The organism is Streptomyces sp. NPDC014676 (genome assembly GCF_043084105.1).
GTDB lineage: Bacteria > Actinomycetota > Actinomycetes > Streptomycetales > Streptomycetaceae > Streptomyces.
The window spans coordinates 302432-315797 of sequence record NZ_JBIBZI010000002.1 but is presented as its reverse complement, the minus strand read 5'-3'; the positions used below and the strand labels follow the sequence as shown (position 1 = coordinate 315797).

Genomic DNA, 13366 nt, shown 5'->3' with positions numbered 1-13366 from the left:
ACCGCCATGGGACGCTACGTCGTCCAGCGGCTGCTCCAGATGATCCCGGTCTTCGTCGGGGCCACGCTGCTGATCTTCCTGATGGTCAACGTGATGGGCGACCCCATCGCGGGCCTCTGCGGCGAACGCCGGTGCGACCCGGCGACCGCGGGACGGCTGCGGCGGGAGTTCGGCCTCGACCGGCCGGTCTGGCAGCAGTACCTGACCTACATGGGGAACGTCTTCACCGGCGACTTCGGCACGGCCTTCAACGGCCAGGAGGTCACCGAGCTGATGTCGACGGCGTTCCCCGTCACCATCCGGCTCACCCTGATCGCGATCGTCTTCGAGGTCGTCGTCGGCGTCACCCTCGGCGTGGTCACCGGACTGCGCCGGGGCCGCCCCGTCGACACCGGCGTCCTGCTGTTCACCCTCGTCGTCATCTCCGTGCCCACCTTCGTCACCGGCCTGCTGCTCCAGCTGCTGCTCGGCGTGAAGTGGGACTGGATCCGGCCCTCGGTCTCCACCGAGGCGCCCTTCGCCGAACTGCTCCTGCCCGGCCTGGTCCTGGCCTCCGTCTCCCTCGCCTACGTCACCCGGCTGACCCGCACCTCCATCGCCGAGAACCGGCGCTCCGACTACGTCCGCACCGCCGTCGCCAAGGGCCTGCCCCGCCGCCGGGTGGTCGTGCGGCACCTGCTGCGCAACTCCCTCATCCCCGTGGTCACCTTCATCGGCGCCGACATCGGCTTCCTCATGGGCGGCGCGATCGTCACCGAGCGGATCTTCAACATCCACGGCGTCGGCTACCAGCTCTACCAGGGCATCCTGCGGCAGAGCACCCAGACCGTCGTCGGCTTCGTCACCGTGCTCGTGCTGGTCTTCCTGGTCGCCAGTCTCGTCGTCGACCTCCTCTACGCCGTTCTGGACCCGAGGATCCGCCATGCCTGAGCAGCACTACGAACCCGAGCCCGCCGTCGCGGGCGCCGCCATCGGCGGCACCGTGGACGTGGGCGTCGAGGAGGCCGGGACCCTGGAGAAGCGGCCGAAGGGCCGAGGCGGTTCCGGACCGCGGGACAAGCCGCGCTCCCTGTGGTCCGACGCCTGGCGCGACCTGCGCCGCAACCCCGTCTTCATCGTCTCCGGGCTGGTCGTCCTCTTCCTCGTCTTCGTCTCCCTGTGGCCCTCGGCGATCGCCCCCGGCAGCCCCCTCAAGTGCGACCTGGCCAGGGCCCAGGAGGGCCCCCGGCCGGGCCACCCCTTCGGCTTCGACGGCCAGGGCTGCGACGTCTACACCCGCACCGTCCACGGCGCCCGTACGTCCGTCACGGTCGGCGTCCTGGCCACCCTGGGGGTCGCGGTCCTGGGCAGCGTCCTGGGCGCCCTGGCGGGCTTCTTCGGCGGCGTCTGGGACGCGGTCCTCTCCCGCGTCACCGACGTCTTCTTCGCCATCCCGGTCGTCCTCGGCGGACTGGTGCTGCTGTCGGTCATCACCAGCGACACCGTCTGGCCCGTCATCGGCTTCATCGTGCTGCTGGGCTGGCCGCAGATATCCCGCATCGCCCGCGGCTCCGTCATCACCGTCACACAGAACGACTACGTCCAGGCCGCCCGCGCGCTCGGCGCCTCCCCCGCCCGGCTGATGCTGCGGCACATCGCGCCCAACGCCGTCGCCCCGGTCATCGTCGTCGCGACCATCGCGCTCGGCACGTACATCGCCCTGGAGGCCACCCTGTCCTACCTCGGCGTCGGCCTGAGGCCGCCCAGCGTCTCCTGGGGCATCGACATCTCCGCCGCCTCCCCGTACGTCCGCAACGCCCCGCACGCGCTGCTGTGGCCCTCCGGGGCCCTCGCGGTCACCGTCCTGGCGTTCATCATGCTCGGCGACGCGGTGCGCGACGCCCTCGACCCGAAGCTGAGGTGAGCCGCCGTGCTGCTCGAAGTGCGGGACCTGCGCGTGGAGTTCCACACCCGCGACGGGGTCGCGAAGGCCGTCAACGGCGTCAGCTACGGCGTCGACGCGGGCGAGACGCTGGCCGTGCTCGGCGAGTCCGGCTCCGGCAAGTCCGTGACCGCGCAGGCCGTCATGGGCATCCTCGACACGCCGCCCGGCAGGATCACCGGCGGCGAGGTGCTGTTCCGGGGCCGGGACCTGCTGAAGCTGAAGGAGGACGAACGCCGCAAGGTCCGGGGCGCCGAGATGGCCATGATCTTCCAGGACGCCCTGTCGTCCCTCAACCCCGTGCTCACCGTCGGCGACCAGCTCGCCGAGATGTTCACCGTGCACCGGGGCATGTCCCGCAAGGACGCGCGGGCGAGGGCCGTCGAGCTGATGGACCGGGTGCGCATCCCCGCCGCCCGGGAGCGGGTGAGGCAGTACCCGCACCAGTTCTCCGGCGGCATGCGCCAGCGCGTCATGATCGCCATGGCGCTGGCCCTGGAACCCGCCCTGATCATCGCCGACGAACCCACCACCGCCCTCGACGTCACCGTCCAGGCCCAGGTCATGGACCTGCTCGCGGAGCTCCGGCGCGAGTACCGCATGGGCCTGATCCTCATCACCCACGACCTGGGCGTGGTCGCCGACGTCGCCGACCGCATCGCCGTGATGTACGCGGGCCGGATCGTCGAGTCGGCCCCCGTGCACGACATCTACAAGGCCCCGGCGCACCCTTACACCCGGGGCCTGCTGGACTCCGTCCCCCGCCTGGACCTCAAGGGCCGGGAGCTCTACGCCATCAAGGGCCTGCCGCCCAACCTGACGCACATCCCGCCGGGCTGCTCCTTCCACCCCCGCTGCCCACTGGCCCGCGACGTCTGCCGCACCGACGAACCCCCGCTGTACGAGGTCTCGCCGACGCGGGGGAGTGCCTGCCACTTCTGGAGGGAGTGCCTCGATGACCTCGATGACCTCGATGGCTGAGCCGGTCCTGGAGGTCAGCGGCCTGGTCAAGCACTACCCGCTGACGCGGGGTGTCGTCTTCCGCAAGCAGGTCGGTGCCGTACGGGCGGTCGACGGCGTGGACTTCACGCTGGGCCGGGGCGAGACGCTGGGCATCGTCGGCGAGTCCGGCTGCGGCAAGTCCACGGTCGCGAGGATGCTGGTCAACCTCGAACGCCCGACGGCCGGTTCGATCCGCTACAAGGGCGAGGACATCACCAGGCTGTCGGGCAAGGCCCTGAAGGCCGTACGCCGCAACATCCAGATGGTCTTCCAGGACCCGTACACCTCCCTCAACCCCCGCATGACGGTGGGCGACATCGTCGGGGAGCCGTACGACATCCATCCCGAGGCGGCCCCGAAGGGCGACCGGCGCAGGAGGGTCCAGGACCTGCTGGACGTCGTCGGCCTCGACCCGGACTACGTCAACCGCTATCCGCACCAGTTCTCCGGCGGCCAGCGCCAGCGCATCGGCATCGCACGCGGCCTGGCGCTGCGCCCCGAGGTGATCGTCGCCGACGAACCGGTCTCCGCGCTGGACGTGTCGGTGCAGGCCCAGGTCGTCAATCTGATGGACCGGCTGCGGGCCGAGTTCGGTCTGGCGTACGTGTTCATCGCGCACGACCTGTCGATCGTCCGGCACCTCTCCGACCGGGTCGGGGTGATGTACCTGGGGCGGATCGTGGAGACCGGCACGGAGAACGAGATCTACGAGCACCCCACACACCCGTACACCCAGGCCCTGCTCTCCGCCGTGCCCGTACCGGACCCGGAGGCCCGGGAGCACCGCGAGCGAATCATCCTCAGCGGCGACGTCCCGTCGCCGACGGACGTCCCCTCCGGCTGCCGCTTCCGCACCCGCTGCTGGAAGGCGCGGGAGCGCTGCGCGCGGGAGGTGCCGGCGCTCGCGGTGCCCGAGTGGTTCCGCACGGCCGGGGGGCCGGTGGCGCACGACTCGGCCTGCCACTTCGCCGAGGCCGTACCGGTCAGGCGCTCCGCGCCGGGGGCCTCGGTCCCCGTGGAGGTGCACGGCGACGGGCCGGGGTGACATGGCGCACCCCGGCCCGTTTACGGCACCCGCACGGCCGTACGCTGATCAGCGTGCCGTGTCCGTATATCGGTACCGCTTCCGTGAAGTTGCGTGTGTGTTAACGCGGTTCGTCCCCGTTTGCGAGCCCCAGTGAACGCTTGAGGAAGCCGAGCTGGAGCCGGAGCAGGTTCTCGGCGACCTCCTCCTGCGGGGTCATGTGGGTGACGCCGGACAGGGGCAGCACCTCGTGCGGGCGGCCGTCCGCCAGCAGCGCGGAGGAGAGCCGCAGGGAGTGGGCGACCACCACGTTGTCGTCCGCGAGGCCATGGATGATCATCATCGGGCGGTGCGGTCCGGCGGCGTCGACCAGGCCCGCGTCGTCGATCACCGAGTTGCGGCGGTAGACCTCCGGCTGCTCGTCCGGGTGGCCGATGTAGCGTTCCTGGTAGTGGGTGTCGTACAGGCGCAGATCGGTGACCGGGGCGCCCACCACGGCCGCGTGGAAGACGTCGGGCCGGCGCAGGGCGGCGAGGGCCGCCAGGTAGCCGCCGAAGGACCAGCCCCGGATGGCGACCCGGTCCAGGTCGAGGGGGAAGTCGGCGGCGAGTGCCTGGAGGGCGTCCACCTGGTCCTGGACGACGAGGGCGGCGATGTCGTCCCGGACGGACTTCTCCCAGGCGGGCGAGCGGCCCGGCGTCCCGCGCCCGTCCGCGACGATCACCGCGAACCCCTGGTCGGCGAACCACTGCGAGGTCAGGTGCGGGTTGTGGGCGGCGAGCACCCGCTGCCCGTGCGGGCCGCCGTAGGGGTCCATGAGTACCGGCAGGAGGCTGTCACCGGCGTAGTCCCGGGGCATAAGCACGGCGCACGGAATTCGGCGTGCGCCCCCCTGTGTCAGCGTCACGCGGGGGGACATACCGGGGTCTTCGGCGTACGACGGGACAGTCGCCGTCGGTTTCCCGTCACGCAGCACCTGGACCCGTGAACCTGGCCGGTCCAAGGCCGCCGAGACGAGTACGGTCACGCCCCCGGCGCGTACCGCCGAGTGCACACCGGGCTCCCGCGAGACGCGCTCCACGCCGAGTTCGTTCACCCGGTAGACGTGCACCTCGCCGATCTCGGGGTCGGCCGCCTCCTCGCCCGCCGACGCCGAGACCAGCACGTCGTCGTCGGAGACGTCCAGGACGGCGCGGATGTGCAACTGCGCTCCGGTGAGCGGTCGTTCACCTACGGCGAGTCGTCGCGCACCCCCCTCGTCCGCGATCCGGACCAACTGCCCGGAAGGGCTCCAGCACGGCACCCCAGGGAAAAGTTCCAGCCAAATCCGATCTTCGTCGGCGTGCACCATCCGGGTCGCCCCGGAGTCCGGGTCCACGGCCAGGATCAGTGCGGCGCGCTGGTCGCGCGCCTGGACGAGCAGCAGCGGGGCACCCGCCGCTGACCAGTGCACATGCGCCAGATACGGGTAGCGCGCCCGGTCCCAGGAGACCTCGGTGCGCGTTCCGTCGAGGCCGATCACGAACAGCCGGACGTCCGCGTTCGGGGTGCCCGCCGCCGGGTACGCCACCCGCTGCGGCTCCCGTTCCGGATGTGCCGGATCGGAGATCCACCAGCGCCGTACCGGCGTGTCGTCCACGCGCGCCACCAGCAGCCGGTCCGACTCCGGAGCCCACCAGAAGCCCCGCGAGCGGCCCATCTCCTCGGCCGCGACGAACTCGGCCAGACCGTAGGTGACGTTCTCCGACTCCGGGGTGGCGAGGGTCCGTTCGTCCGTCCCTTCGGCCCCCACGACGCGCAGCGCGCCCCGGGAGGCGTAGGCGACGTACCGCCCGTCGGGCGACGGACGCGGGTCGATCACGGGCCCCGGCACGCGCAGTTCGCGTGCTGTCCCGGCCCGCAGTTCGGCCGTGAAGAGCCGCCCTGACAAGGCGAAAGACGCCAACTCGACGGCCGCGTCGGTGGCGTAGCCGACGATGCCGGCGCCGCCCTCACGGCTCCGCTCGCGCCGTGCGCGCTCCTCGGGGGAGAGGTTCTCGGAGGCCCCGCCCAGGAGGGCGCGCGGGTCGGCCGCCACGCGTTCCCCGCCCCTTTCCGTGTCGAGGACCCAGAGTGAATTGGCCCGGTCCGTACCGGAACCGGAGCGCAGGAACACGACACGCGAGCCGTCGGGAGCCACGCTGAACGAACGCGGCGCGCCGAGGGTGAAGCGGAGGGTGCGGGCGTGCCGTCGGGGGAAGGAGTCGGTCTCGGTCGTCATGCCCTGACCATATTGGCCATGCGCCCCCTTGTGCGGCTGTGCGCCGACCGATGCGCACGTACGGATAGTTATGATCGTTAGCGCATAGTGGGTATGAACCTGCTGGCTGCTGTGTCGTTTTACCTGCCCCCATGTTCCTACGTCTCCCTTACCCCCGCGCCCTGGGATCTTTGGAGGTGAACCGCCGTGGCACTCTCGATTTCGGCGGTGGTGCTGCTGGCGATCATCGTCTTCCTGCTGATCAAGAAGTCGGGCCTGAAGGCAGGGCATGCCGTGGTGTGCATGCTGCTCGGCTTCTACCTCGCCTCGTCGACGATCGCCCCGACCATCAGCGAGCTGACGACGAACATCGCGGGGATGATCGGCAGTATCAACTTCTGAACCGTCCTGTCTTCCGGCCGGGCCCCGAGGTGCGTTCCGGGACCCAGCCGGAGTCCACGTCCCGCTCGTTCTTCCGGCGTGCCTGTTTCCGTCCTGTCGTCCGGTCGGGTTCCGAGGTGTGCCGCGGGGGCCGGCGGGGGGCCACGTCCTGCGCGTTCTTCCGGCGTGCCTCTCCGTGCCGGGCTCCGTGGGCGGTGGGGGCGGGGGCCTCTCGGGGGACGGTGGACCGGCCGGCTCGTGCTCGCCTACCCCTCGCCTGTTACTCGCGGGTAGGGAATGATGGCGGGCACTCATTCACGCGTTCAGGGGCGGAGCCGACGGTGACGACTTCCGAAGAACAGAGCGAGGCGCGGACCAGGGTGCACGTCTTCCGGGACGACGCCCTCGGCGACCACGACGCGGTCGGCCTCGCCCGCGCGATCCGCCGGCGCGAGGTCGGCGCCGCCGAGGTGGCCCGTGACGCGGCGGCCCGGGTCAGGGCCGTCGAGTCACGGCTAAACGCGGTCCAGACGCACCTCGACGTCCCGGCGCACGGCTCCGGGTCCGGTGGCCTCCTGGCCGGGGTGCCGACCTTCGTGAAGGACAACACCGACTACCAGGGACTGCCGACGGGTCACGGAAGCGCCGCGTTCGCACCCCGCGTCGCCCGGCGGCACGCCCCGTTCGCCCGCCAGTTCCTGAGCACCGGCGTCACGGTGCTCGGCAAGACCCGGCTGCCCGAGTTCGGCTTCAGCCCCACCACGGAGTACGAGGGCGCCGAGCCCGTCCGCAACCCGTGGCACACGGGCCACTCGGCGGGCGGTTCGTCCGGCGGCAGCGCGGCGCTCGTCGCCGCCGGCGCGGTCCCGATCGCGCACGCCAACGACGGCGGCGGCTCGATCCGCATCCCCGCCGCCTGCTGCGGACTGGTCGGCCTGAAGCCCACCCGCGGCCGAATGGTGGCGAACGCGCAGGGCCGCCAACTGCCCATCGACCTCGTCGTCGACGGCGTCGTGAGCCGTTCGGTGCGCGACAGCGCGGCGTTCCTGGCCGCCGCGGAGAAGCACTGGCGCAACCCGAAGCTGCCGCCCGTCGGCCTCGTCGAGGGCCCCTCGGAGCGCCGCCTGCGCATCGGATTCCTGGTGGACTCCCCGAACGGCGTCCGCTCCGACGCGGACACCCGGGCGGCGGTGACGGAGACGGCCGAGCGCCTGGAACGGCTCGGTCACACCGTGGAACCGGTGGAACTCTCCATCGACCCGCACTTCACGGACGACTTCCTCACGTACTGGGGCCTGCTGTCGTTCCTGATCGGCGTCACCGGCAGGACGCTGGGCGCGGACTTCGACCGCCGCCGCATGGACGGGTTGAGCCGGGGCCTGCGCGAGACGTACGTGAGGGCCTGGCGGACCACGCCGACCGTACTGCGCCGGCTGAAGCGCACGCGTGAGGCGTACGCGGCCGGGTTCCGCGGCCTCGACCTGATCCTCTCCCCGGTCCTGGCCCACACCACCCCGCCGATAGGCCACTTGAGCCCGACCGTCCCGTACGCCACGCTGATCGAACGGCTCCTGAACTACGTGGCGTTCACCCCGGTCGACAATGTCGTCGGCACGCCGTCGCTCTCGGTGCCCTCGGCGAGCACGACGTCGGACGGATTGCCCATCGGCGTCATGTTCTCCGCCCGTCCGGGCGCCGAACGCACGCTGCTGGAGCTGGCGTTCGCCCTGGAGGCGGACCGGCCGTTCCGGCGGCTCCGGGACGTCTAGCGCATAAGAGTCAAGATCGGGGCCGGTGTTCTGCCGGGGCTGCCCGTATTGAGTGCGTCAGGTGTTCGGAGTGCTGACTGAGTCCGACCGGGGCGGAAGACCGGTTCGGTCCTTGCGGAGCGGGCCGGAGGTCAATCCCAGCAGCCCTGCGCCGACGAGCATGGTGGCGCAGGCGACAGTCACGACTGTCGGACCTTCGAGGTCCGCGAGTGTGCCGAGGAGGTTGTTCATGAGCAGCAGAGCGAGACTCTGGACGAGTACGAGTACGGCCTGCACACGAGACAGGTGACTTTCAGGAGTCGCTGTGAGGATCAGCGGCGCGATGTGGGCGGAGAACATCCCGTTTCCGATGCCGATCACCAGGGAGGCGGCCGTCGCCTCCGCCACGCCGGGCGCAAGGACCGCACGGTCTCAGACGGCACTGACACTGGAGCTGTCGCGTGTGCGGCGCAGCGCTACTGGGCGGGCTGACTTCCGCTTGTACCGCCGTGAGGTCATCTGTTGACCACATGACCTCACGATCTCGTTTCAGGTGTTCTGGTACTCCAGCCGTAGACCGTGATTTCGCTGGTGGGGAGAGGGGCGTCGGTCGGCGACGGCCGCTACTCCAGCCACGTCCCGTCGCGCATGATCACTCTGCCGCGTAGTTCCGGTTCGCCGCGCCAAGCGCGCACGCTCTTCGGCACCACACGCACGTACAGAAAGGAACCTTCTTCCGCACGCGGGTCCCACCCGAACTTGGCGGCGAACGCCTCGGCCGCGTCTTCGGGCACGTCCTGGTCCAGGAAGCATTCCGCCTCACCCTGGAGAAGCACCACGTCGAGGGTGTCCGGCAGCGCCAGGCGCACGCGCGGCTCCTCGCGGACGTTCCGCGCGGTCGCGGTAGTGGCGCTGGTGCACACCCACACCGCTCGCCCGTCCCACAGGAACCACAGCGGCACCTGGTGCGGCCCGTGATCGGGATGTGCTGTCGATACCCATACATCCCGTTCGGTGGCGAGCCGTTCCAGAGTGTCGCGCCTACGCTCCGCCGCCTGGCGGCGGACAATTCCCTTGGTCTGCATGGGTGTCGACCATAGCCAGCAGGTTCAGAACACGCATGAGGCGAGGGACCTACGCCCGGCGACCGATGAACCCCTCAGCCTCCGTTCCGGAACGACCGGTACAGGTCGACGACGAAAACCGTGAGCATCTTGACCCTTACTGTCTCCAGCCTGCTCGTTTGAGCGTCTGGATGACATTGCTCTGCCCACTGCTCACGCTTTCGGTGAAGTGGGGCTTCTCCGGCGGCGGGGCGTCACGGCAAGGTGACGCCGACCGGGGACCTTCGGCCTGTTTCGCGTCCCCGGCCAAGCTCCGTAAGCGGCCCGCTGGATCAGCCCTCGACCGCGTACGGCAGGAAACCGGCCCACGCGGCGGGGGCGAAGGCCAGCCGGGGGCCTTCGACGTTCTTCGAGTCGCGAACGTGGACGGTGCCGGGCTCAGCCGCGATCTCCACGCACGAGTCGCCCTCACTGCCGCTGCTGTAGCTGCTCTTGAACCACGCCAAGCCGGGGGCGTCCCCGGACGAGGTCTTGCGGATCATGTCTCCCCCAGCAGTTGTTCGATGAAGACAGCCGACTCACGTGGCGTGAGCGCCTGAGCCCGGATGATGCCATACCGGAGTTCCAGGATACGAAGCTGCCGCAGGTCGGAAACCGGTCGTCCGTTGGCCACCGCTGGTGAACGTCCGACTGCCGAACCGTCCTCGAACTTGAGCACCTCGATGCCGCCGTCCACACCGGCATGTTCATCGCGTTCCATCGGCATCACCTGAAGCTCGACGTTACGCAACTGCCCTGCCTTAATCAGGTGCTCAAGCTGACCGCGCAGGATTGCCCTTCCACCCAGTGGCCGTCGAAGTGTCCACTCCTCCAGTACGAAGCTGAGGTCGGGGGCCGGGTCCCGCTCGAAGATCGCCTTACGCGCTACGCGTGCTGCGATGAACCGTTCTACCTCCTCCGTTGAATAGGCGGGGCGTCGCATGGTCAGAAGAGTGCGTGTGAACTCGGGAGTCTGCAACAGGCCATGGATGTGCAGCGGATCGTAGAGCTGAAGCTCAACCGCCCGCGCCTCCAACTGTGCGAGATCCCGAACCTTCTTCGGATACCGGACCTTCTTCACGTCCTCGTGCATCGCCGCGATGAGCCCCCCGGCGTTCAGGACCTCGTCCGCCGTGTCCAAGTACTCGGGCCTGGGGATCCGCTTGCCCGTCTCGATCTTGTACACGAGATCCGCACCGTACCCGGCCGCCACCGCGAAGTCGTTGACCCGCATCCCCGCCGCCTCCCGGCGAAGCCTCAACTGCCGCCCCACCGTGGCCACCACGGCCAGTGCCCAGTCGTCGTCCGGGTCCACCTCCCACCCCGGCTCGTCCGTCTGGTCCATCTCGGTCCCGACCCGCACCGCCTCATCGCTCACCGACATGTGTGCCCCTCCGTGATGCTGCGACGTACTGTTCCGACCTGTTCGCAGGAGCTACTTCGACAGTCTGGACACGACCGGTTGAACCTTGGACCGTAGCTCTACGTAACAGCTCAATTACACATCACAGTATGTCCGGTCGGCCACGCTCGGTGATGTGAATCAGCAAACTCAGGGAATCGCCGAGCACGGGTCAGGACCCGAACCCGACCTCGGCGTCCACAACTTCACCATGCTGCTGTCGTCCACCCCGCGCGGTGCGCGCCTCGCCCGCCTGCTCGCGGTGGACACGCTCCGGAGCTGGGGGCTTCCGCACGAGCGGGCGAGCCACGTCATCGCGGAACTGGCGGCCAACGCGGCCACCCACGGCCGTCTCCCCGGCCGCAGCTTCCGGCTCACGCTCTACGTGGTCGGCGCCACGCTCCGTATCGAGGTCACCGACACACGCGGTGACCGGATGCCCACACCCCAAGCACCTGACATCGCCGCCGAGTCGGGCCGGGGCCTGCTGCTCGTCGACGCGCTGGCGGACCGCTGGGGAGTGACCGAGGGGCGGTTCCCGCGCAAGACCGTCTGGGCCGAACTGGGCTTCACGCCACCGGAACCCGCGCCTTCGCGCTCCGGTGCCGCCGGCGACTGAAAGACAAAGAACTCCGGGGGAAAGCACCCCACCAAACCCCACCCCTCCCGCCCGTGGTCGCACTCACTCGGGCGGGTGAACATCTCCGGTTCGGCTGGATTTCCGGACCGCCCAGGCCCGACGCTCAGCGCAACGCACCACCGCAACCACAGACATGAGACGGCCCCCGCCGGGAGTGCAATCCCACTGCGAGGGCCTGACCACCGAGGAAGATAGAGGCTTCCCGATGGGTACCCAGCACCCTAGCGTGCCCCCGCACGCCCAGGCCCGCCTCGCGGGCAACAAGCACCCGAACCGGGCCCACCGCACCACCGGCGGGCTCCGGCACGACAACACCCGCCACACCACCCGCTTCACGGTGATCGGCAACCACCTCGCCCAGCACCGGGAACTCTCGCTCCTCGCCATCGGGCTCGGCGTACACCTCCAGTCGCTGCCGAAGGGCGCCCCCGCCGACATCAAGAGCCTCACCGCCCGGTTCCCCGAGGGGGCCACCCGTATCGCCGCCGCCCTGCGCGAGCTGGAGCTCCACGGCTACCTGCGCCGCGAATGCGTCCGTACCTCCACCGGCCGCATCGTGACCCGCACGATCTCGTGCAACCAGCCGACCGCGGCCCGCCCTCACCCCGAGGCCCCCTCCCGGGCCGTCGACCGGCCGGGCCCCTCGGCAGCGGCGGAATCACAGCCGCAGGAGGCCTGCGAAGAGGGCGCACCACAGCAGACGCGTGAGCGACGCGCACCGCAGGAGCTTTGCGAAGAGCGCGCACCGCAGGAGACGCGTGAGCGACGCGCACCCCGCAAACCGCTCCCCGCCGTACCGCGTCCCGCGTGCAACGCCCCCGCGCTGTTCCACGCCGCCACCGACCTCCTCGCGGACCTCCACCGCCACGAGCCCCGGCTGCTCCTCTCCACCGGCGACACGGCCCACCTGGCCCCCGGCGTCGCCGCCTGGCTGGAGCGGGACGTCACCCCCGCCGCCGTACGCCACGCGCTGACCGCCGACCTGCCGCCCGGGGGCGTACGACGTCCCGCCGCCTTCCTGGCCCACCGCCTCGCCGACCAGCTCCCGCCGCCGCCCCCGTTCCGCGCGCCGGCCGCCCCGCCACCCGTGCGGCACCCCCTGCAGAACTGCGACGGCTGCGACCGCGCCTTCCGCGCACCCCACCCCGGCCGCTGCCGCGCCTGCCGGACCGACCTCCAGGAGGCCGCCTAGCATGAACGTGACGATCCTTGCCCCTGGGCACAGACGACGAGGAGCGAGCGCCATGACCATCGCACCCGACGACGCGCGGCGGAGCGCCTCCCACGTTTACCGGGCCATGCGAGACGTCGTTCAGTCCTTGGACGACACCGACACGGTCCCGGGCAAGTTCGAGATCACCAGGAAAGGGATCGTCCACGACATGATGGCGCCCATCGGTCCGCACGAGCTGACCACCCTGCACCTGCGTAAACGCCTCGAGAAGGTGATGCCGGAGGAGGTCGTCGCTCATACAGGGGAGCCCGACGTCGAAGACGAGTACGAGGGCATCATGCGACGCCCTGATGTGATGGTGATCGCGTGGACGGACATGGAGGTACCGGGCAGCTTCGATCCCCGGACGCTCATTGCCGCCATCGAGGTCGTCTCCCGGTCCAACCCGGAGAACGACTGGGTGGGCAAGATGGGCGACTATCCGCTGATGGGCGTGCCGGTCTACGCGATCTTCGATCCCCGTACCGGCACCGGCGCCGTCTTCACCGACATCCACTCCACTCCGGACGGCCCCCGCTACGCGGTGCGCAAGGACTTCGTCTACGGCGAGGACGTCACCATCGGCGAGTGGACCATTCCCACGAGCGGCCTGCCGCGCTACCAGGACGGCGGCGCGGACGGGGCCGAGTCCTGAGGGACGTGCTCAGGACCGGGTGATCGGTTCCGAGGGGC

At 70.2% G+C, this 13366-nt stretch carries 14 protein-coding genes; 9 read left to right on the top strand and 5 right to left on the bottom strand.

What is annotated here, in order from left to right; all coding sequences use genetic code 11:
• The first annotated feature begins 6 nt into the window (after nucleotides 1-6).
• Genes ACF1DX_RS05865 through ACF1DX_RS05850 form a run of 4 tightly spaced genes read left to right on the top strand, consistent with a single transcriptional unit; the run spans nucleotide 7 to nucleotide 3968 of the window.
• A complete protein-coding gene (locus ACF1DX_RS05865) occupies nucleotides 7-930 on the top strand; it encodes an ABC transporter permease (RefSeq protein ID WP_391789986.1) in 924 nt (307 codons plus the stop codon).
• Nucleotides 923-1903 carry an ABC transporter permease gene (locus tag ACF1DX_RS05860; protein ID WP_391789985.1) on the top strand — a complete coding sequence of 327 codons (981 nt, stop codon included), beginning with the start codon at nucleotides 923-925 and terminating at the stop codon, nucleotides 1901-1903. Before ACF1DX_RS05865 ends, ACF1DX_RS05860 begins: the two co-directional genes overlap by 8 nt.
• A 6-nt stretch (nucleotides 1904-1909) precedes the next feature.
• Nucleotides 1910-2902 (top strand): ABC transporter ATP-binding protein, encoded by a 993-nt coding sequence (locus ACF1DX_RS05855; protein ID WP_391789984.1) that lies wholly within the window; start codon nucleotides 1910-1912, stop codon nucleotides 2900-2902.
• Nucleotides 2895-3968, top strand: coding sequence for an ABC transporter ATP-binding protein (locus tag ACF1DX_RS05850; protein ID WP_391790457.1), 1074 nt, complete (start codon nucleotides 2895-2897; stop codon nucleotides 3966-3968). Before ACF1DX_RS05855 ends, ACF1DX_RS05850 begins: the two co-directional genes overlap by 8 nt.
• 100 nt (nucleotides 3969-4068) lie before the next feature.
• Here the strand turns inward: ACF1DX_RS05850 and ACF1DX_RS05845 are convergent, their stop codons facing one another.
• Nucleotides 4069-6207, bottom strand: a complete 2139-nt coding sequence (locus ACF1DX_RS05845) for a prolyl oligopeptidase family serine peptidase (protein WP_391789983.1) — start codon at nucleotides 6205-6207, stop codon at nucleotides 4069-4071.
• A 186-nt stretch (nucleotides 6208-6393) separates the two neighbouring features.
• Here ACF1DX_RS05845 and ACF1DX_RS05840 point away from each other — a divergent pair, with 186 nt between their 5' ends.
• Together ACF1DX_RS05840 and ACF1DX_RS05835 are read left to right on the top strand one after the other, a co-directional pair.
• Complete coding sequence (locus tag ACF1DX_RS05840; RefSeq protein WP_030860044.1) at nucleotides 6394-6588, top strand: hypothetical protein; 195 nt, start codon at nucleotides 6394-6396, stop codon at nucleotides 6586-6588.
• A gap of 320 nt (nucleotides 6589-6908) precedes the next feature.
• Nucleotides 6909-8336 (top strand): amidase, encoded by a 1428-nt coding sequence (locus ACF1DX_RS05835; RefSeq protein WP_391789982.1) that lies wholly within the window; start codon nucleotides 6909-6911, stop codon nucleotides 8334-8336.
• Between the two features lie 57 nt (nucleotides 8337-8393).
• Here the strand turns inward: ACF1DX_RS05835 and ACF1DX_RS05830 are convergent, their stop codons facing one another.
• From ACF1DX_RS05830 to ACF1DX_RS05815, 4 genes are all read right to left on the bottom strand, one after another.
• Nucleotides 8394-8723, bottom strand: coding sequence for a hypothetical protein (locus ACF1DX_RS05830; RefSeq protein WP_391789981.1), 330 nt, complete (start codon nucleotides 8721-8723; stop codon nucleotides 8394-8396).
• A gap of 215 nt (nucleotides 8724-8938) precedes the next feature.
• Nucleotides 8939-9400 carry a pyridoxamine 5'-phosphate oxidase family protein gene (locus ACF1DX_RS05825; RefSeq protein ID WP_391789980.1) on the bottom strand — a complete coding sequence of 154 codons (462 nt, stop codon included), beginning with the start codon at nucleotides 9398-9400 and terminating at the stop codon, nucleotides 8939-8941.
• Between the two features lie 311 nt (nucleotides 9401-9711).
• The gene (locus tag ACF1DX_RS05820) at nucleotides 9712-9921 is read right to left on the bottom strand and encodes a DUF397 domain-containing protein (RefSeq protein WP_391789979.1); all 210 of its coding nucleotides are present in this window, start codon (nucleotides 9919-9921) and stop codon (nucleotides 9712-9714) included.
• Nucleotides 9918-10802: a helix-turn-helix domain-containing protein gene (locus tag ACF1DX_RS05815; protein ID WP_391789978.1), complete on the bottom strand. Its 885-nt coding sequence runs from the start codon at nucleotides 10800-10802 to the stop codon at nucleotides 9918-9920. Before ACF1DX_RS05815 ends, ACF1DX_RS05820 begins: the two co-directional genes overlap by 4 nt.
• A 154-nt stretch (nucleotides 10803-10956) precedes the next feature.
• On the opposite strand from ACF1DX_RS05815, the gene ACF1DX_RS05810 reads away from it, so the two are divergent.
• The 3 genes from ACF1DX_RS05810 (at nucleotide 10957) to ACF1DX_RS05800 (ending at nucleotide 13328) form a co-directional block, all read left to right on the top strand.
• Entirely contained in the window at nucleotides 10957-11439 is a 483-nt protein-coding gene (locus ACF1DX_RS05810; RefSeq protein ID WP_391789977.1) for an ATP-binding protein, read from the top strand.
• A gap of 226 nt (nucleotides 11440-11665) precedes the next feature.
• Nucleotides 11666-12652, top strand: a complete 987-nt coding sequence (locus ACF1DX_RS05805) for a helix-turn-helix domain-containing protein (RefSeq protein ID WP_391789976.1) — start codon at nucleotides 11666-11668, stop codon at nucleotides 12650-12652.
• A 52-nt stretch (nucleotides 12653-12704) separates the two neighbouring features.
• Nucleotides 12705-13328 carry a Uma2 family endonuclease gene (locus tag ACF1DX_RS05800; protein WP_391789975.1) on the top strand — a complete coding sequence of 208 codons (624 nt, stop codon included), beginning with the start codon at nucleotides 12705-12707 and terminating at the stop codon, nucleotides 13326-13328.
• Nucleotides 13329-13366 lie beyond the last annotated feature (38 nt).